Consider the following 19,806-nt stretch of genomic DNA (forward strand, 5'->3'; position numbering starts at 1 on the left):
TTGGGGGTTCCGTACATTATTTTCTTGAGGTGATTCATATGCAACGAAAGCAACAAGAAGCTGGTCATTCGCGCAAGCCTAATGTGATCTGGATATTCGGAGATCAGCATCGCGCCCAAGCGCTGAGCTGCAACGGGGATCCCAATGTACGAACGCCTAATATCGATAACTTGGCGCTAACGGGCGTTAATTTCGTCAATGCGGTGTCTGGCTTTCCGCTTTGCTGTCCATTCCGAGGCTCCATGCTGACAAGCCGCTATCCCCATAGCTGTGTACCCGGTCATGAGTATCAATTGCCTTCCGAACAACAGACCATTGCGCATGTGTTTAACGACAACGGCTATGATACGGCGTATTTCGGGAAGTGGCATCTGGATGGCTTCAAGGAAAATGAAGGTCGCGCGGCCATGCATATTGTGCCCCCGGATCGTAGGGGCGGGTTCCATGAATGGGTTGGATACGAGAACAACAATAGCCAGTGGGATTGCTGGGTGCATGGCGGGGAAGGTGAACATGCGTTTCATTACCCTCTTCCCGGCTATGAGACAGATGAGCTGACGAATCTGTTCATCGACTATATCAGAAAGAAAGGGGAGGCATTGGAAGCGGATGAGGAGAAGCCGTTTTTTGCGGTGCTTTCCGTACAGCCTCCCCATAATCCATACATCGCGCCCGAGGAGTCCCGTAGACGGTTTAATCCGGCGCAAATCAAGCTGCGGCCGAATGTGCCGCCAATTACCAACGTGCAAGAGAAGTCGCAGGAAGACTTGGCGGGCTATTACGCGATGATCGAGAACCTGGATTGGAACGTCGGCCGTATTAAGCAAATATTGGCGTCAACAGGATTGGAACGAAATACGCACATTATTTTTTTCAGCGATCACGGTGACTTGCATGGGGCTCATGGTCAGGAGAAGAAGACATTGCCTTATGAGGAGTCGATTCGTATTCCGTTTATTATCAGCGGTGAAATGTCATTCTACAACGGCAGAAAAACGGGCAAATCGCCTGCGATGATGAATCACGTCGATATTGCTCCCACAACGCTCGGTCTATGCGGTATCGAGAAACCGGATTGGATGGAAGGGACGGACTTCTCCAGTCATCGGCTGAGTTCTCGTTCGATGGTCAACGAACCGGATAGCGCCTTCCTGCAAAGTCCAACTGCGCGGGCCAACGTTGATAAGCCATGGCGCGGAATTGTGACGAAGGACGGCTGGAAGTACACATGCTTTGAAGGATTCTCCTGGATGCTGTTCAATCTGAATGATGATCCGTATGAACTGGTGAATCAGGCGCATAATCCGCAGGCAGTCTATGCGGGGAAACGAAAAGAGCTACAGCAGCGTCTGATGGGATGGATCGATCAGACGGGAGACAAGTTCGAAGTGCCATACGGGTAATCAGTTGGAGAAAGGCAAATAGAAGAGGAGAATTCGCGTAGAGTCAATCATTCAAGTGAGGAGAATGGTCAAGATGTTCCAACAACAATGGACGCCGTTTATATCCTATCCGACATCCTATCTAACAGTTGGCGATGCCGGGATCGGATTGCCGAATATTTGGGTGCGGTCGAATAAAGCAGGCATGTCTCTTCTGCCCGGAATCGGTATGATGGCTGATGTGAGCCGAGATCCCGGATTTCAAGGATGGATTCCTCATCCTATAGCTCCTCTGCGCCAATCAGAGGATGAGCCGTCATGGGTTGTAAGCAGCAGGGAATTCCGTACAAGAGACATTGTCAGCTCCTATAAGTGGGGAGAAGTTCATGTTGATCAGCAAATTGGTGTCTTTCTGAACAAGGCTGTTTGTACGATGAAGTTTGCGCAAGAGCTGCCTCAGGCCTGTGAGCTGGCCGGGCACACAATTGGCCAATGCTTGTTCCGTCAATTGGATAACGGTTTTGCAATCAGTGAATTACACAAGGATCTAAGACCTATGATGTATCGCTGGAGGATTGCTGTATGGGGGTATCGGAATGGCTCGCTAACCAGGATGTCCCCCATTCTTGTATCGAATTGCAGCAAGGATACGTCGGCAGCTGAAGTCTATTCATCTTCTTCGGTTACGTATTCCGTTATGCTTCCGCAAGGGACTGTAAGGGCGGATCTTGTTCTTGAATGTTCGCGGGATGCTTTTCATAGAGAAGAGGAATCGGCCCCCTTGTCTGAAGGCGGAGGCTGCAGCAATTCCCTGCAGATTGATGAACAACGGCAGATGATCCAGGATGTATATGCCCAGCGTTTCCTGGTGACAGATGGCGAGGAGGCACCCTTCTACCTGAATCAGCTGGAGGGCAGTTGGGAGCTTATGCTCAAGAAGCTGCCAGCATTTCAATTACCGGATAAGAAGCTACAAGCTTACCTTGACTTCACGTTCGTGAATCAACTGATGTGCGAATTGTCGACGGAGGGGTTGCTATCCTATCCTTCGATCATGGCGAAGCAGACCTTCTGGGGGTTTTGGATGTGGGACTTTGCCTTTCAGTCGGTATCCTCCCGCTGGATTAATGGACGCCGTGTCGCCAAAGGCCAGCTGCTGAACATGCTCAATATGCAGTGGGACAACGGATGCATTACAAATTCGGCCCAGCCTTTCGGAGTAGGCACATTTCTAAAGGAGCATGGGTCGGACCGGAGGATCTTGCATGTCAGTGAAATCCCTGAAGACGCGCTGGGCGGCAGTCATCCGCCTATGTTCGGGTTTGCCGTGCAGAAGATGCGGGAAATTGAAGGGAATGATCATTTCATTCATTCTGTATTCCATGCATTGGTACAGTATAACGACTGGTTTGATACGCATCGGAGGTCATCGATTCACCCCGATTTGTTGGCTATACACAAGTGGTCGGATTCCGGACAGGATAATTCGAAGCGCTGGGGCAAGCAAATTTTCACCATGTTCGGCGAGGCAGAGGAATGCTGGTGGGATTTCCCCATTATTCCGGTCGATGTGAATATTTTCTGGATCCTTCAAAATGAGGTGATCGGGAAGATTTATGCGGACTGGGGGGAGACTGAGCTGGCGCAGCGGCATTTGGAGCAAGCGGAACGCACGAAAGCGGCTATTCAAAATTATCTTTGGAACGAGAATGCAGGCTTTTATTTCGATTTGCACGAAAAATCGGGGAAAAGCATACCGGTCTATACGCCGGCAGGCTTTACTCCGTTGTATCTGGAGCTATGTACAGTGGATCAATACAAGCGTCTTCGCGAGCATTTACTTGATGAAGAGAAGTTTTGGACGCGGTACCCGTTGCCGACACTGGCAGCCGATGACCCTGATTTTAATCCGTCTAATTCCTATTGGCGGGGACCGGTATGGTTCTATTTCAATTATTTCGTTCTGGAAGGCTTGTTCCGTTACGACACAGAGGTCGCTCACGCATTTTTGCGTAAAAATGTAGACTTATTCACAAACAAGGGATTTGTTACGGCATTTGAAAACTATAATCCGCTAACAGGTGAAGGCTATAATGCCGCACATTTTCTATGGGGAGGTCTATTGTCTTCGACCGTCATTGAGCGGGTGTTGGGGATTCGCGCGGAAGAAGGTGTATTGGTTCTCGACGGAAAGCACGTTCCGCAGGAGTGGCCATCGTTCAGGGTTTCTGGTATACCGATCTTTTCCACAATGATCGATGTTGCATACAGGCAGATGGAAGGAAGCGGCGTATATACGGTTCACAATACAGGGGAGAACCCGCTTAAGGTTTCTGTTGGATGCGAGACAAGCCTCCTCCAGCCGAATGATCATATACTAGTATAAGAAAGGAGAATCATATGAGGCCTGTCAAAATCAAGTACAAGCAAAGCGGAGTATATTCACTCCATTTGCATGTGTTCGAACCTGACCGCAACAAATACTCCGGAAATCGGCCTGCCATGCTTTATTTTTTCGGGGGCGGCTTTGTAAACGGATCGCCGGAGCAATTTTATCCGCATTGCCAGCATTTTGCCCGGAATGGTTTTGTTGCGGTATCCGTCGAGTACCGCGTGAAGAGCTTGCATGGCACTTCCCCCTTTGACTCGGTTGAAGACGGCATATCGGCTATGCGTTGGTTGAGGTCCCATACCCATGAGCTATCGATTGATCCCAGTCGAATAGTCGCCGCGGGCGGTTCTGCAGGAGGGCATGTTGTTCTAAGTTCTACCCTGTTCGGGGAAGCGTCAGAGATGCCCAACGCATGGATTCTGTTTAATCCGGTAGTAGATACAACAGCAACGGGTTATAAGATTGGTCTTCCTTTATTTGAGGGGAGGGAGCGTGAACGGTCACCTGTGCATCATGTACGGAGCGGTCTGCCGCCAACACTGATTTTTCATGGTACCGCTGATGAAGTCTCTCCTTATGAAAGTGTGGAACGATTTCAGCAGGAGATGCTGGCACAAGGCAATACATGCCAGATGGTTACATTTGAAGGCAGGGGGCACGGCTTCTTCAATTTAGGGCGGCCCAATACCAGCATAGAGGACTATGAAGCGACGCTTCATGAGGCGGAGCAGTTCCTGAAATCCCTTCACTATCCGTTTGATTGAATGCATATCGCTATCGCTTGATCATGTTGGCGTTGAACAAAGATTCATTTGCTGAGACAAGAAGCAGGCAAAGAGAGGAACGTGAAGTTGCTCTCTCTGCCTGCTTCTTTGGGTGGCCAGGGCATTGTGGACAAGACAGTGGTCATGTGCTGCGCCTAACGCTAGTCAACTTGATTGATAGGACGATTTTCGATATTCCCCAGGTGTGACGCCTTCCCTTTTCTTAAATCGTTCTATAAAGTAAGAAACGTTAATATAACCGACTCCCTGTATGATGTCCTTAATGGATTTATTGGTATGCATAAGTTCGTTCTTGACATGTTCCAGTCGCAATTCAAAGATATAATCACTGAATGTGATGCCAGTGTGCTCTTTAATGAAGCGACTCAAGTACGAAGTCGACACCTCAAAATGCTCGGCTGCCTGATCTAGGTTGAAGTCATAGTTGGCGAAGTTCTCCCGCATGTAAGCTACTACCTTTAATTTTAGTTCATTGGTTTCAGTTGTCTGGCGCGTGTTGACGTGTTCGCACATCCTGGACACCAGTGTCGTTAGCTCGTTCTCTAGTATAACGATGTCATTAATAGCTAGTAATTGCCGTATTTCTTCTGCTGAACCTGGAAAAGTTAGCTCATGAAGTAGCTTATAAACCGCATTAATCAAGTCAGAAGTCATACATTTGGACATGAGTACGGATCCCAAATTAGAAATTTCCGAAGTGATCAGCCTCAGCGATTCCGTCGCTAATGCCTCATCGCCTTGCTTAATACTTTGCAAGAGAGTAGCTTTGTTGGCTGGACTATACCAGGTGGTGCTTGACTCCTTATCATCCCAAGTTAGGATGTCTTGGAAACGAATTAAGCTGCCGACAGGGAATTTTGGTGTATATTCGTCCGCTGCCATAACTTCAATATAAGAATGGTGAATGCTCTTGTAAGTCACGTAAGCGTTTCCACTGCTAACCGTCGGATACTCCCCTACATGCTGGTGGAACAAAGATTGCACGAGCTGTGCCGCTCGTTCTGTCACGTTTTCTGGAGATTGCAGCCCATTGTGTAGTCCCGCAATGCAGACCAGCTTGCCGCGTGGATATTCAATCGGGTAGAGATATATGTTGTCCGTAATAACCGCTTGCATGCTGTTGAGTGCTTTTCGTACTACTTGCCGCTCCGTTTGTTTGAAGGTAAGAGAGAAAACTACGAAGCTATTCCCCGTGAGTGTCAGTTGGTGCTTGGTTTTAAATGCCCGAATATCCTCTTCCTCTACAAAATCTCCTCGTAACAGCATGACCAAAAATTGGTCGTGAATCCATTGGCGCTGGCTTTCCATTCGTCCTATCAGTTCCTGACGGGACAGGGCCATCTTGTCTATGGATTGAATAATAAACTCAAATTCCTTGCGAACGGGGATGCTGGAAGCACGTTCAAAGTCTCCCCGAATCCGATGGACAATGTGTTGTACCGGCTTGTAAAAGCGATATGCCAAATATCCGGCTATCAAGATTCCGAGCAGGGCAACGATTAGCAACAAGTAAGTGATGAGGCTATTCAGCTTGAGTACGCGACTGTAGAATTGATCTTTCTGCAGAATGGTTATACATGTCCAACCGGTTGTAGAAGAACGGATCCATGATACGGAATAATTATTTACTTGAACGAGCTCAGCATGCTTGGATGACTTCAGTGTCATGCCTAGCATCTGCGACATAAATTCCTGATCAAGCTGAGAATCCTGGGGATAGGAGGTTAATAGCTGGTTATTTTCGTTGTACAAAAGTACATTTCCTTTGAATTCTCCCAGTATGGGCATGATGGAATTGAATAGCTTTTCTCGGTTAATCAGGTAAACGACAATTCCGTTGGGGCTAATTGTATTCATAGGAAACGGCATGCCAACAGACAGTATAGTTTTCTCTGGCGCCACTCCAGGCTTGGATTGCAGGATATCTGCAGGACGAACATATGGCGATTTGGCGTTAAGCAGCTGCCGAAGATAGGATTCGGTTTCTTGCACACCGGATAAGATGTATTTTTCTGCGAACGTTTGCTGATTGAGTACACCTTCCGCTGTGTAGATCAGGGAATCACCGGATATGTGGAATAGAACATCCTCCAAGTACACGTTGCCAAGCTTATAGCGGCTTAACTCATGAATGGCCTGGATTTTGCTGAACGTATCGGATCGAAGCTGATAAGGAGTCAGTCTTGGATCGGTGGAAAGCAGCAAGGTGGTGCTGACCAGGCTAAGATAATATTGATCAAGTGTATCCATAGCTTGCTTCAAGCGAACTTGACCCGCGTCTTCAATTTCCTCGCGAAGAGAATCGGCTGCGCCAATGTAAAGGAAAGAGCCTAATGTGGCGATAGGCAGACAGAGGATAAACAGAAAGGCTAACATGTATTTTGTGTATAAATTCCATTGCATTGCAAGGCTCCCCCTAAGCAGACTGATTCTATCTATATATGTTAGTAAGAATTATTACAATTATAAGTGATTGCATGTGTATTGAGAACATAGAAACATAAATCGGATACGTTGCAACGAACGATTATGTCGTGTACAAGAGACGAATATCGCGCTGGAAACGAGTATTTACATATTCGGTGTAGCTACGGCATAGTGGGGTTAGCTGGAGAAAGGAATCGCTGGCACAATCAAGAACCTGCGAAGGAGAGGAAACATGCAGACAAATTTATCGACATCAGTGAGGCCAGGAAGGAGAACAGATACATTATCGAAATTTAAAAAACGAATTCTGAAAAACTGGCACTTATACTTATTTATTTTGCCAACACTGACCTATTTTATCGTATTTCATTATACTCCCATCTACGGTGTACAAATCGCGTTCAAAAATTTTAATCCAGCGATGGGGATTTTAGGTAGCCCTTGGGCAGGCCTTATGCATTTTGAAAGGTTTTTCAACTCACCAATGTTTGAACAGATTATTTTTAACACGTTACTGCTTAGCTTATACGAATTGGCGCTATTTCCTATCCCTATTCTGTTCGCACTTTCTTTAAATGAACTGAGCAACGGTTTCTTCAAAAAGTCAGTGCAGATGATTACCTATGCGCCGCATTTCATCTCCGTGGTAGTTACGGTCGGCATGATCGTCGCGCTACTCCACCCATCGACCGGGATCGTCAATCGACTGATCGAATTGTTAGGTGGCGAGAGGGTGCATTTCCTTACTGAGCCAGGTTGGTTCAAATCTGTGTTCGTATTGTCAGGTACTTGGCAGCAACTTGGCTGGAATTCCATCATTTATATTGCTGCTCTTTCAAGCATTAATCCGGAGCTTCATGAAGCGGCAACGATCGATGGAGCCACGAGGCTTCAGCGGGTGTTTTATATTAACATTCCTGGCATCGCTCCTACGATCATCATTTTATTTATTCTAAGTATTGGTAGCTTCATGACGATTGGCTTCGAGAAGGTGTATCTGCTGCAAAATCAATTGAATCAAGAGTCTTCGGAAGTCATTCAGACTTACGTGTATAAGAGTGGTCTCCTGCAAGCGCAATACAGCTTCTCCGCAGCAGTGGGTTTATTTAACTCCCTGATAAATTTGACGCTGCTTATTACGGTTAATACCATAGCGAAAAGAATAAGTGGAACCAGTCTTTGGTAGGTAGTACATGCAATAAGAGGAGTGATAAGTGATGTCCCAAACTTGGGGTGACCGTATATTTGACTGGATTAATAAATCGGTATTATTTTTTGTCATGATAGTAGTTCTATATCCAATCATCTTTGTTGTTAGCGCTTCAATTAGTGATCCTCAATTCGTGAATAACGGGACGATGTGGCTTTGGCCGAAGGGGATTACGTTTGAAGGATATCAGCGGGTGTTGGACAATGTGGAGATTTGGACGGGATATCGCAACACTATATTATATACGATATTCGGCACGTCGCTCAATTTGATGTTAACAATACCATGCGCGTATGCTTTGTCGCGCAAGGATCTGGTCGGGCGTAACGGAATTACCGGGATTATCTTGGTAACCATGTTTATCAATGGAGGACTAATTCCGACCTACCTCGTCGTCAAGGGACTTCATCTTTTGAATACGCCGTTGGTTATGATCATCTTGGGGGGGGTGAATGTTTGGAATTTGATTGTCGCTCGTACATTTTTTCAATCTACGGTGCCCCGTGAGCTTGAGGAGGCGGCGGAAGTGGATGGATGCTCGAATCTGAGGTTGTTTATGAGTGTGGTTGTGCCGATTTCCGGTCCCATTATCGCGGTGATGGCGTTATTTTACGGAGTAGCGCATTGGAATCAATACTTTAATGCTCTTATGTACCTACAGAATAGAGAGCTCTTTCCATTGCAGCTCGTGCTGCGTGAGATCTTAATTGTCAACGAGATGAGCTCCAATATGATGATGGACGGCGATTCAATGTTGGCTATGGCAGAGCAAGCTAAAGTTGCGGATATGATTAAATATGCAATCATTATTATTTCCGCGCTCCCGTTGCTTGTCGTGTTCCCTTTCGTACAACGCTTTTTTATTAAAGGGGTGCTGATCGGTTCTTTAAAAGGTTAACCGTTGCGATAATCAGCTGCAAAATTAGTAATGATAACAATGATTAGAGGAGTTGAAAGGTCTATGAAAAAAACATTTACTCTATTAGTCGCGGTGATCTTAACATTAAGTGTATGGTTAACAGGTTGTTCAGGTGGGGAGAAGGAGAATCCAAGTTCGGATAATCAGCTGAGTTCAACTCCCGAGAATGTAAACGAATCGGGCTTCCCAGTCGTCAAAGAACCGGTCAAGCTGAAGATGATGGGGGCTAAATTTCCATTACAAGGGCCTTGGGATCAAATGATGTTCTTCAAGGAAATGGAGAAGATGACCGGTATCAGCTTCGAGTTCGATACCCCTGACGCCAAAGTATACGACGAGAAGAAGAATCTGGCATTCGCGAGCAATAACTTGCCTGACGTTTTTTTTGGCGGTAACCTTTCGAGCTTTGATCAGCTGAACTACGGCAAGCAAGGTCTACTTATTCCTCTGGAAGGTCTGATCGATAAATATGCTCCTAATCTAGCTTCGTTAATGGAAAAGGATCCGTCCATTAAAAAAGCGATTACTTCACCGGACGGGCACATTTATGCACTTCCGCAAATTACGGATATAACACGGGATCTGATGACACAAAAGGCCTATTTGAACTATTCCTTTATGGAAGCGCTCGGTAATCCAGAGGCCCCTCAGACAGTAGACGAGCTATTTGAACTATTGAAGCGTTTTAGAGATGAAGATCCTAACAAGAATGGAATAAAAGATGAAGTCCCAATGTCATTTGATACGCTCAAAAATGATGCATTATACAATGCTCGAGTATTCCTGCTCCCGGCGTTCGGAGAGAATGAAGACCGCTTCAACAACTCTGCCGGCTCTACGACTAGACTGACTGTCAAAGATGATACACTCTATCATACAGTGCTTACGGACGGGTACAAAGAATGGGTCAAATTCATGAAAAAGGCCAACGATGAGAAGCTGCTTGACCCGGAAATCTTCATCCAGACAACACAACAGTTCAAAGCCAAAGGCGCGGACAACCGGATTGGATTCTCGACAATGGTGGCGCCGTTCCTGGTATGGAAGATCGAAAAGCCGGAGGATAATGCGAAGTATCCGCTCGTGCTTCCGTTAACTAGCAGCATAAGCCAAGAAAAAGTATTTGCTCCTAAGCAGAGCATTATCCCGGGAGCCTTCGCCATCACCAAGCACAATAAGCATCCTGAGGCAACGTTACGTTGGGTTGATTATTTATACACTCCTGAAGGGTTTATATTAGCTAATCAAGGTGTGGAGAATGAGGCATGGGAATGGAAGGACGCCGAGAAAACCTCATGGGTTCGCATTGTCCCGGAAGGAGTACCTATGGAGGAATTCCGTGCCAAGAATACACCGGATGTGGGAACGATTTTGCCGATGCTTAAGAGCAGAGAGCTGAACTATAAGCAAGACAACCTGATCAATTCCATTTTGAACGAGCACTCTGAGCAGCTTTCGGAATTCTCGAAGGTGGGTATGCCGCTTCTGTTCCTTACAGAGGAAGAGGAGTCACGCGCGAACATTCTCAAGAACGACTTAAATAACTATATTGCCCAAATGGAAGCTAAATTCATCCTTGGCAACGAAAGTATGGACAAATGGGACGATTTCACGGCCACACTAAAGAAGATGAACGTTGACGAGTTTATTGGTATTTATCAGACAGCGTATGACAGGTACACGGCATCTAAGTAGCTCCAAGACATTCCGCCATATGGCTAAACGCGATGTGGCGGAATTTATGACAGAAGGAAGATGGGGGAACGTCACTTCTGTCCTCCAACTTTACTTTAGTCTCATCAGGACATTCATATAAGGAGGAGAAAATGTTGAAAAGAATGATGTCATGGCTTCTATTGATTACTATATCTTTTACATGTTTTACAGGAATGACTGACGTATCAGCACAAGTATCGGCAGTAAGCTACGGTGAATTTGCTGATCATTTTGAGATAAAAATACAAGACACTGAAGGTGAAGAGAGCGGATTTGCTGATACTGAAGAAGGAATTACTGCGATAGACAAGGGAGGCACCATTAATCCCAATATCGCTATTTACAATCGCGACTCGAAAAGTGAAAGGGATATTTTTTCGTCAGAGAAAGTTACAGTGTCATCCAAGGTTGCCTGGTGGGATGAGCAGCCTCAGAATATAGATGCAAATAGACATTTCGGACTGTTTTTAATGGCTAATGCTGAAAGAAAGAGATCCTATTATGCCAGACTTTTATCCGACTTCAGCAAGCTTGAAATTGGCAGTCTTAACCCAAGTAATGGATTTGCATGGGTTTCGTATGCTTCAGTCCCTTTATCAGGAATTAATAATGATGATACCTTAACCTTTTCTGCTACCTTAGAAGGCGGAACGGCTCTTCTTAAAGCATCAATAGGAGAATATGAAGTATCTGTTGAAAGAGATTATGTAGCTGACACCTTAAATGCAGATGGCAGCGGTGAGGTTGGAATAGCAAGAACGGGATGGCAGTGGGGAACAGCTTACTGGAAGGATTTCACTGTTGATACTACAGGATCAGGGGCATTAGTAGAGAGTGTTCCTGCTAATAACAGTTCGAATGTGGATACGGAGACAAGCCATATTGTATTGAATTTTAGTAAGGAAATGGATGTATCTACACTCAATAGTCAAAACATTGTGCTATATCAAAATGGAAGCAGTGTTTCGTATGAACATTTTGAGGCAACTTCTTCACAGTATAAAATTGTTTTAGACTCAGGGAGCCTTGAACCGTCTTCTGCATATAAAATTGAACTATCACCTGCTGTTATGGATATGGGAGGCCATGGTGTAGAGAATGACTATAGAACTATTTTATTCTATACAACAGGAGCTGCTACACCTTCACCGACTCCCACACCAACGCCTACACCAACGCCCACACCAACTCCGGATTGGGAAATTACTGAAATAAAAAGGGATTTGGCGGCACTTCAAACAAGGGGTATGGATGTACCTTGGCTAACTGCAAAAATTGAGCAAGTAGAAGATAAATTTATGAATAATGAGGATTACTCGACTGAACTAGACTGGATGTATGATCAAGTGAAATATGGGTATGAAGTCATTAACCTATATTCACAAATGGATGAAATGCGTAAAATAATTCGATATAAAAATGGCGGTAACTCATTTGAACCTATACTTCAGCAGTTGGAACAGGCCGCTTCTGAATACAAGAATATGGTCAATAGTGGAATGTGGGGCGATATAGCTCAGAAACAACAGGAGATTAATATTCTTCTTGAAGATGCATGGAATCAAACGGATGCAAATTTTGGAACAGTCCGCGAGGGTGTCAGTAAGAACAGCTATGGTAGATTTGGATGGTTTACAGGAGCAACTTCAGGCTGGGTGATAGGTGACGGATTGCTTGCCAATCAGGTTGCTGACACTACTCTTGTCAGAGAAAATGTAATGGACGGAGCGACCTTTAGTAAATCCTGGAGAATGGGATTTGGAATAGCAGGAGAAGAGATGCAGGATCTTGAAATTCCAGATACAGGAACACAACCGGGAGATGTTACTTCTGAAATCATTTTCCATGAGCCTGGTGCAAATTATGAATCCAGAACATCTCCGGATGCAACTGTTGAAGCTATAAACTGGGTAGGAAAAACGTTCAGATACAAAGAAGACTATCGCGTAAGCATGAGTATTGTCAATCCGGCTGCCATGATTGAAAGCGGATACAATAAATTCTGGTTGAATGATGCAGGTAGATCAACGCTAGATGTCCTTTCATTTATTGGAGAAAATGGACAGCCTGTTACTGTGTCTGGTTCAAATACGCTGTATGATAAGGCTGAACATGGTCCGATGAAGGAAAACTGGATATTGCTTTGGGCAACAGATTCAAAAGATAAAGATGGGGCTGGAAAAATCGGCAGTATACCTATGCAGTTAATATTCCAGCATCATCCTGAGAAAATTATCCGTACAGAAGATGGTAAACTGACTGTTGAATTTTCAACTGCGATGGGGCATCTATGGATGAATACGCCATTTGGTGTAGAAGTAGTTAATACGGCCTCATGGGGAACAGCATTGCCTAACGACGCACTTGAAAGAAGCCGTTTCTGGTCTAAAGCTGTTCTTGCGTATCCCCAAATGGTACATGAACTGTATGAAGTTGTAGACCAGGGACAAAATGTAAAAATAACAAATTTATATGATTTTGAAATTTTGAGCGATGACTGGGACACCGTTCCAGTAAGATTTGCCCCGCTGCCTCCGCTGTTGTCCTTTGGTATGAGAAATGGCTATGATGGAGAACTGCCTCAGGATCTATATGATGTAAAATATCCTACACTATATGGACCGCTGGAAGGAGTAAACGGTGAAACTGTCTCTTATAAGCTAAGTGTGCCGTTATATGACAGAATTGCGTCTATTAAAAATGTGGATGCGGATCCAACACTGGTTGAAACGCTGAACAGAATGATAAAAGCAGATTATTTATCAAAGCAGACTGCAATAAACCAGCCTGTAGGAGGACATGTAGCCATAAACCGTTTGTTTATGTTAAGGGGTTTATTGGCAAAGCCTTATTGGGATAGTACAACTGAAGACCTGATTGATATAACGAATGCTGCACAGGAAGTACAAAATTCGTTTAAAAGGACTTTGTTTAACCAATGGAGAGCCAAAGTAGAACCATACTCAGGCAAAAAATATTATCTGTCCTATTCTTTGGGGAGAAAGAATGCAAATGATGAAGGATCTGGCTCAGATGTAGGCTGGGGTGTAGGTTTACATCTTTATGCACTGGATTATTACGCTTCCTATCTATCCGAATGGGATGAGATCGAAAAACTGTGGGGCGGGGATAGCTTATTAGAGTCAGCGGAAGCAGGAAGATCCAGAAATGAACTGACCATAAATAATGCTATGACTTGGTTTGAAACAGTAAATGACTGGGCATGGATGGATGCAGCCTCCAATCATTATGGAGGCAATGGACCGACGGTAGACACTGCTCAGGCTATGTACCTTGGCTATGCAAGTTATATTCGCCTGGCTGAAGCTATCGGAAAAGATTTGAATGCTGAGAAGGGTAAGTACTTTTTATCCAGATCAACGCTGGCGCTGGTATACAGACAGGCGTTTAATGAGTATGCGAAGCATTATGGCATTATAAGAAATGATGAGCATATGTCAGGTTTTCGGGAAGAGTCCAAGGTGATGTATCCTAATGAACACTTTGGCAACTCTGTCGTGTACGAAAATTACTCATCTGATATGGCAGAGAACAGAAAAGCATATATCGGTTCAGAAACTAGCAATTTATCAACGGCTGCCATTGAGGATATAAGTGCGATTTACTTCCCTTACTACGATTATGCATATGAGGATTTAAGTTATCTGGAGTATGTGGTAGATGAAGCCAACTGGACTGGAAGGTATTGGGGGAATACGGATGTCCAGCATGCTGCAGCAGGTTATTACTTCAGACTTCTGGATGGTGAGAAGGCTTCCAGATTTATTGAAGCAATAAATAATGATATCGAACAGGGGATAGGCGACCCGGAAACGACACCACAGTGGAACGTCAATAAAAGCAGATTCAAATATGAAATTATTGGACCAATGTTATCTGCGGGTTCCCCATTGGTGCTTTCCAAATGGGAGCCGGCAGCTTTTCCGGAAACTTCCTATCATCCTGTTACAAAAGAAGCATCACTCCACTTTACCGGCATACCTGACAACTATACGCTTAAGGGATTTTCAAATGTTAAACCAGCTGAGATCTTAATTGATGGACTGGTTATTCATGAAAAAGCTGTGAATGACAGCTTGAGAGGTTGGTATTATGATGAATCCACATATGAGCTGTATATCTATCCTTCATTAAGTGCAACAGATCATATGAATGTAACCGTTAAATATTTAGATTCATTTGCTGACAGATTCGGATTTATACCTCTTAAAAAGGGTATCGATGTAGTTGCTGAAGATATAAACGTAAACACTGCAACGATAAGTTGGGCAATTGAAAGCGATACTGTTTACCATAATGTATACAAAAATAGCCAGTTTATTGAAAGGATAGCTTTGGATACGAATCGTTATACGTTTAATCATTTAGTCCCTGATACCGTTTACTCTTTTAGAGTTCAAGCAGTAGATGAGGATGGCCATGTTTTATCTGAAGATATCACGACTGTGAGAACGCAGAAATCTGCTGAGGACGACGATGAGCAGGATAACGATGATCAGAACAATGATGATGGTCAGAATAATGATGAGCAGAACAATGATGATCAGAACAATGATGATCAGAATACCGATGGGGAAAATAGTATCATAAAGGTGTTGATAAATGGAGTTGAACAAGTAACTTTAACGAAAGAACAGCTTGTTGGCAATATACTTACCATTGTCAGCAATGAGCAGGGTGAAAGCCATGAATTCAGCTTCTCATTATCAAGCTTATCTGAATTCATTTCATCTGCTCCGGATATGAAACTGGAATTTAACACAATTATAGGAACAGCCAACATTCTGATTAAGAATATGGATATCCAGAGACTAAAGGAGCTTTTGGGACAAAACACAGATGATATTCGTTTGACCATTACGATTAACAGCATTGATGTTGATGATAAAGATGAGTTACTGAAGGTAGCAGATTTAAATAAAGTTAAATTCATTTCTGAACCCATCGAGTTCAAAATAACTGCTTCGAATATAAAAGGCAAAGAAGTAGAGCTTGTACTTGATAAACCATCAGCTGTAGGCGTTATGAAATGGGAGGGCGGTTCGAGGGATAGAATTGCTGTAGTGCGTGTAAATACAAAAACGGGAATCCTTGAGCCTGTTCCTTTCATTTTTATTGATGATCATACAATTGAAATCAAGGGCTTTAAAGGAGGCGTGTTTGCACTCGTTGAGGGGGAAAGAAACTTAACGGATATGAGTGAGCATTGGGCGAAAAATGAAGTTGAGAAACTGGCGTCACGTCTTATTATTCAGGGGTATGAAGATGGTAGGTTTATGCCTGAAGGTAAAATAAGCAGAGCAGAATTTATAGCTATGGTTGTGCGCAGCCTGGGAATCGAAAACAGGGATGATGTCATTCCATTTAGCGATATAAATGACGGCTGGTATACCGATGTTATTGCAAAAGCGTATAAAGCAGGCTTGCTCAATGGTTATAGTGATGGTACCTTCAGACCGGATGCGGCAATTAGCAGGCAGGAAATGGCGGTTGTCATTTTAAAGGCAATGAGTATTGCAGGAAAAAAAACTGTTGAGACCGGTGACAGGCCTTCAAATAACAATTATACAGACAGCGCATCAATTGGAACATGGGCAGTTGAAGCCATTGATGCAGCAACTACAACTGGAATCTTAAAGGGTACAAATACAGGAGCCATAGAAGCTGATAGAACGGCAACCAGGGCAGAAACAGCTGTAATCCTTTACAGATTGCTGAAGTATGTAGCATTTATAAATTAGGCCGAAGATCTAAATGAATGGCAAACTCAAAAGATTGAACTGATTTCCTTTGGAAATAGCCTGCAAGAGCGATCATTCGCAGCTTGCAGGCTATTTTCGATTACTACCGAGCTTATTTTGTCATAACCTTCTCATGATCGCGTCTGCTTCATATCCCACAGGAGCGACCATCTCCACCAGAATCGTCTCAGGCGCGCGCACCTCCAGTTCAAACCTGTGGCTGCCGCCTTCTTCCTTCAAGCGCCACGACACGTCGATTCTGCCTCCATCAGGCAGCGGCACCGCTCCCCGCGCCCACTTCATGCCTGCAGGCTGCGGAGCGACCCGCACCTTCCTCCAGCCGGCGGAGGCCTTACGCACACCAAGCACGCATGCGCCAAGGAAATAACCCGGAGCAGCCGACCAGGCATGACAATGACTACGAGTCAGCATCTTCGGATTCGGCCGATTCTCGGCGAAATCCGGATACATCTCCCAGCATGTCGTCGCCTCATGCTGAATCATCTGGCCGAAGTTCTTGCGCATATCGTCCAGCATCAGATCGAATCGACCCAGCTCTTCCAGCGCCTCATAGTAGAAGAACGCCATAAACGGGCTGCCGATGTGCACGAAATTCTCCGGCGGTTGAACGAGATAATCAGCCATTCGGCTCCTTCGTTCGCCTTCCGCGACGCCAGTGAGGAAAGCGATGACCTGCGTCTGAATACTAATCGTATCGGATCTTCGTCCTTCCGCGTGGATGCAGTCGATATAAGCCTGACGCTCTTCGCACCAGAGATGCTCGTTGATTGCTGCCGCAAGCTTATCGGACGCTTCCTTGAACCGAATGCCTTGCGAAGCTTCGCCCGCCGCTTCGGCCAACTGCGCCGCCGCCTTCAACGTTCTCGCGAAGATGGCATTCTGGTGCGTGACTACGCCGTTGCGAGGTTGATCGATCGGCGCCCAATCGAGAAGATTCCAGCCTCGAATGAACAGAAGATTGCGTTCGTCCAGCCTGTCCAGATAATGCTCCAGAGTGAAACGAACCTTCTGCCATATCTCCTTCGCGAACGCCTTATCGCCTGTATGCTCGACAAACTCCAGGCATGCGATGGCCCAGAAGAAGGTCCAGTTCGGAATCACGCTGCTCCAGCCGCTCGGCACCTGATCGGCATACAGCGGCGTCTGGAAGCGCGATCCCGGCACCAGCTCAAGGCAATGCTTCACCATGTCGATCTCCCCGAACAAATAATAGTTGACCAGTGCCTCATTGCGGCTATCACCGACCCAGAACGCCTGCTCGTAGGCGGGGCAATCGACGAAGGTATCCTCCATGCACAGGCGGGTCGTATGCTTGCTGATTTCCCAAACATCGTTCAGCAGCGGGTCTGAGCTGTGGAAGCGTCCGATTTCCGCCACAGGATAGTTGCTTTGCAGGAGCTGAACGCCGTAAAGCTTCACTGGACGCGTCGTATGACTCACTGTGACCATCAGATAACGAAGACCGCGCCGGACAGGCGACTCGTAGATTTGCCTGCCTTCCTTGCAGACATAACGCAGCGTGTTGTCCAGAGTGTAAGTATCCTGACGCCAGCCGTCCTTCATATACTCATAGCCGTAGAAATCAAGCATCGTTCCCGCAGGCGCGTCCACCTCGAAGCGCAGATAGCCCGACCACTCCTTGCCAAAATCGAAGATCAGCTCCGTCTCGCTTCCTTCGCGCGGAATAATTACAGCCGGCTCGGAGTTCGCCATGCATGCCGATTGCAGGTTCATGGGAACGAGCAGGCTGCGTTCCTCTCGCTTCCAGACGCTTCTCGCGTACACGGAAGCGCGCGAGACCAGCGAACTGGGAAGCGGCTTCGCAAATGCTGTGAAAGGACTTAGATCGGAAACCTCCCGAACGCTGCGGAAGGCCGTGTAGATGTCGAAGTGTTCGAACGCTTCCGCATCTATTGCCCTGCTTCCGCCGAAGCCTTCATAACCCGAGAGCGGATTGACCTCATCATCCCGATGATCAATTGATTCATGCGTCGTGAAGGGTCCGATCAGTACGAACGGGGACGAATCTTCTTCTGCCTGTTCCGAGAACGGCGGAGAGACGAGCTCAATCGCGGCTTCACAATCGATACCGAAGTGCAGCCCTGTTCCATGGTCAGAACCTGCGAAATCCAGCCACAGAACATTATCCCCTTGGTTCAGGCGAACCCGGGCATACCGCTCCGGCTGCTCTCCCTCCATCTCCGACGCAGCCTTATATTCGCCGCCCAGCGAAATCCCTTTAAGCGCATGGAATCGGCTGAGAATGCCAATCGTCGCTTCGGTCTCTTCCCTGGCCCGTATCACGACAGCAACATAACCGACGAACGAGACGGGATTGGCATGCCCGATGCTGTCCGGATCCATCGCGTTCCGAATATCGATGGCAGCCGTCCAGGAGACAGGCTTGGTTACCTTCAGCGATTCCATACGTACCGGCCAGACCTGTTCCTCCGTCAGCGCGGGAAGCGGACTTCTGCGCAGAGACGGCCAAGGCTCGTCGCCAGGCTCGCCGACAGTGATTGCCCACTCCCATTGATTGGAACCGGATGCGCAATCCCCCCTCGTCCAGCTCTCATCCCAGGCCCTAGCGTCAACGCTTTCGGAGAATCCAAGCTGCGTAGACATACGCTGACTTCTCGTGTCATAGCCGGCATGCCGCGCCGTCAGCCAGCGGTCGTCCGTTCCAATCATCAATGTCTCTCCGCTGGCCATCTCCACATTCAATTGCGCGAGAAGTCCGCCTTGGCCCAGCAAGTATTGAAACGTCGATACCCCATAATGCATGACCAACACTGCAATCGCATTCTCACCTTCTTGTAGCAGATGCGCCACATCATGGACATGATAGCTCTGTTCAGCCGGCCATGACCGGATAGGCCCTCTGCCGCACTGCTTGCCATTTACATAGAGCACATACCTCGAATCCGCCGTGATCGCAATCTCCGCTTCTTTTATTCCACCGCTATGAAGCTCGAATGAATGCTTGAAGCATCTCCACTCATTCCGCGGACTCTTCTCCACGCCACCCCATATCCAGCTTGCCTGCCAATCCATTTCCCGATCCTTCAAGACCATCCATCCCCCTTGCAGTATTCGTTCTGCCCCTATTCTACTGCCGGAAAGCGCTGATCTCGAGGGTTTAATCAGACATTTAAGAGGGGTGATTCGGACTAAAAACATTGCAGAATTCGC

9 protein-coding genes are annotated in these 19,806 nt (G+C 46.2%); 7 read left to right on the forward strand and 2 right to left on the reverse strand.

Annotated features, from left to right (window positions below):
- The first annotated feature begins 38 nt into the window (after positions 1–38).
- From ACFQ2I_RS01365 to ACFQ2I_RS01375, 3 genes are all read left to right on the forward strand, one after another.
- The gene (locus ACFQ2I_RS01365; RefSeq protein ID WP_377561655.1) at positions 39–1,403 is read left to right on the forward strand and encodes a sulfatase family protein; all 1,365 of its coding nucleotides are present in this window, start codon (positions 39–41) and stop codon (positions 1,401–1,403) included.
- A gap of 73 nt (positions 1,404–1,476) precedes the next feature.
- Positions 1,477–3,768, forward strand: coding sequence for an amylo-alpha-1,6-glucosidase (locus ACFQ2I_RS01370; RefSeq protein WP_377561656.1), 2,292 nt, complete (start codon positions 1,477–1,479; stop codon positions 3,766–3,768).
- A 14-nt stretch (positions 3,769–3,782) separates the two neighbouring features.
- Positions 3,783–4,538, forward strand: coding sequence for an alpha/beta hydrolase (locus tag ACFQ2I_RS01375; RefSeq protein ID WP_377561657.1), 756 nt, complete (start codon positions 3,783–3,785; stop codon positions 4,536–4,538).
- Between the two features lie 165 nt (positions 4,539–4,703).
- On the opposite strand, the gene ACFQ2I_RS01380 is transcribed toward ACFQ2I_RS01375, so the two are convergent.
- The gene (locus ACFQ2I_RS01380; RefSeq protein WP_377561658.1) at positions 4,704–6,962 is read right to left on the reverse strand and encodes a helix-turn-helix transcriptional regulator; all 2,259 of its coding nucleotides are present in this window, start codon (positions 6,960–6,962) and stop codon (positions 4,704–4,706) included.
- A 256-nt stretch (positions 6,963–7,218) separates the two neighbouring features.
- On the opposite strand from ACFQ2I_RS01380, the gene ACFQ2I_RS01385 reads away from it, so the two are divergent.
- The 4 genes from ACFQ2I_RS01385 (at position 7,219) to ACFQ2I_RS01400 (ending at position 16,593) form a co-directional block, all read left to right on the forward strand.
- Positions 7,219–8,172 carry an ABC transporter permease gene (locus ACFQ2I_RS01385; protein WP_377561659.1) on the forward strand — a complete coding sequence of 318 codons (954 nt, stop codon included), beginning with the start codon at positions 7,219–7,221 and terminating at the stop codon, positions 8,170–8,172.
- 31 nt (positions 8,173–8,203) lie between these two features.
- Positions 8,204–9,094 (forward strand): carbohydrate ABC transporter permease, encoded by an 891-nt coding sequence (locus tag ACFQ2I_RS01390; RefSeq protein ID WP_377561660.1) that lies wholly within the window; start codon positions 8,204–8,206, stop codon positions 9,092–9,094.
- Between the two features lie 63 nt (positions 9,095–9,157).
- Positions 9,158–10,810, forward strand: coding sequence for an extracellular solute-binding protein (locus tag ACFQ2I_RS01395; protein ID WP_377561661.1), 1,653 nt, complete (start codon positions 9,158–9,160; stop codon positions 10,808–10,810).
- A 143-nt stretch (positions 10,811–10,953) separates the two neighbouring features.
- Entirely contained in the window at positions 10,954–16,593 is a 5,640-nt protein-coding gene (locus ACFQ2I_RS01400; RefSeq protein ID WP_377561943.1) for an S-layer homology domain-containing protein, read from the forward strand.
- A gap of 120 nt (positions 16,594–16,713) precedes the next feature.
- Here the strand turns inward: ACFQ2I_RS01400 and ACFQ2I_RS01405 are convergent, their stop codons facing one another.
- Positions 16,714–19,683, reverse strand: coding sequence for a family 78 glycoside hydrolase catalytic domain (locus ACFQ2I_RS01405; protein WP_377561662.1), 2,970 nt, complete (start codon positions 19,681–19,683; stop codon positions 16,714–16,716).
- Between the last annotated feature and the right edge of the window lie 123 nt (positions 19,684–19,806).

Origin of the sequence: Paenibacillus chungangensis (genome assembly GCF_042675905.1) — a bacterium.
Lineage (GTDB): Bacteria > Bacillota > Bacilli > Paenibacillales > Paenibacillaceae > Pristimantibacillus > Pristimantibacillus chungangensis.

Excerpts from the sequence above, each read along its gene's own strand:
- ACFQ2I_RS01385 (WP_377561659.1), top strand. The coding sequence starts at position 7,219 with ATGCAGACAAATTTATCGACATCAGTGAGGCCAGGAAGGAGAACAGAT.
- ACFQ2I_RS01380 (WP_377561658.1), bottom strand. The coding sequence starts at position 6,962 with ATGCAATGGAATTTATACACAAAATACATGTTAGCCTTTCTGTTTATC.
- ACFQ2I_RS01390 (WP_377561660.1), top strand. The coding sequence starts at position 8,204 with ATGTCCCAAACTTGGGGTGACCGTATATTTGACTGGATTAATAAATCG.
- ACFQ2I_RS01395 (WP_377561661.1), top strand. The coding sequence starts at position 9,158 with ATGAAAAAAACATTTACTCTATTAGTCGCGGTGATCTTAACATTAAGT.
- ACFQ2I_RS01375 (WP_377561657.1), top strand. The coding sequence starts at position 3,783 with ATGAGGCCTGTCAAAATCAAGTACAAGCAAAGCGGAGTATATTCACTC.
- ACFQ2I_RS01370 (WP_377561656.1), top strand. The coding sequence starts at position 1,477 with ATGTTCCAACAACAATGGACGCCGTTTATATCCTATCCGACATCCTAT.
- ACFQ2I_RS01365 (WP_377561655.1), top strand. The coding sequence starts at position 39 with ATGCAACGAAAGCAACAAGAAGCTGGTCATTCGCGCAAGCCTAATGTG.
- ACFQ2I_RS01400 (WP_377561943.1), top strand. The coding sequence starts at position 10,954 with ATGATGTCATGGCTTCTATTGATTACTATATCTTTTACATGTTTTACA.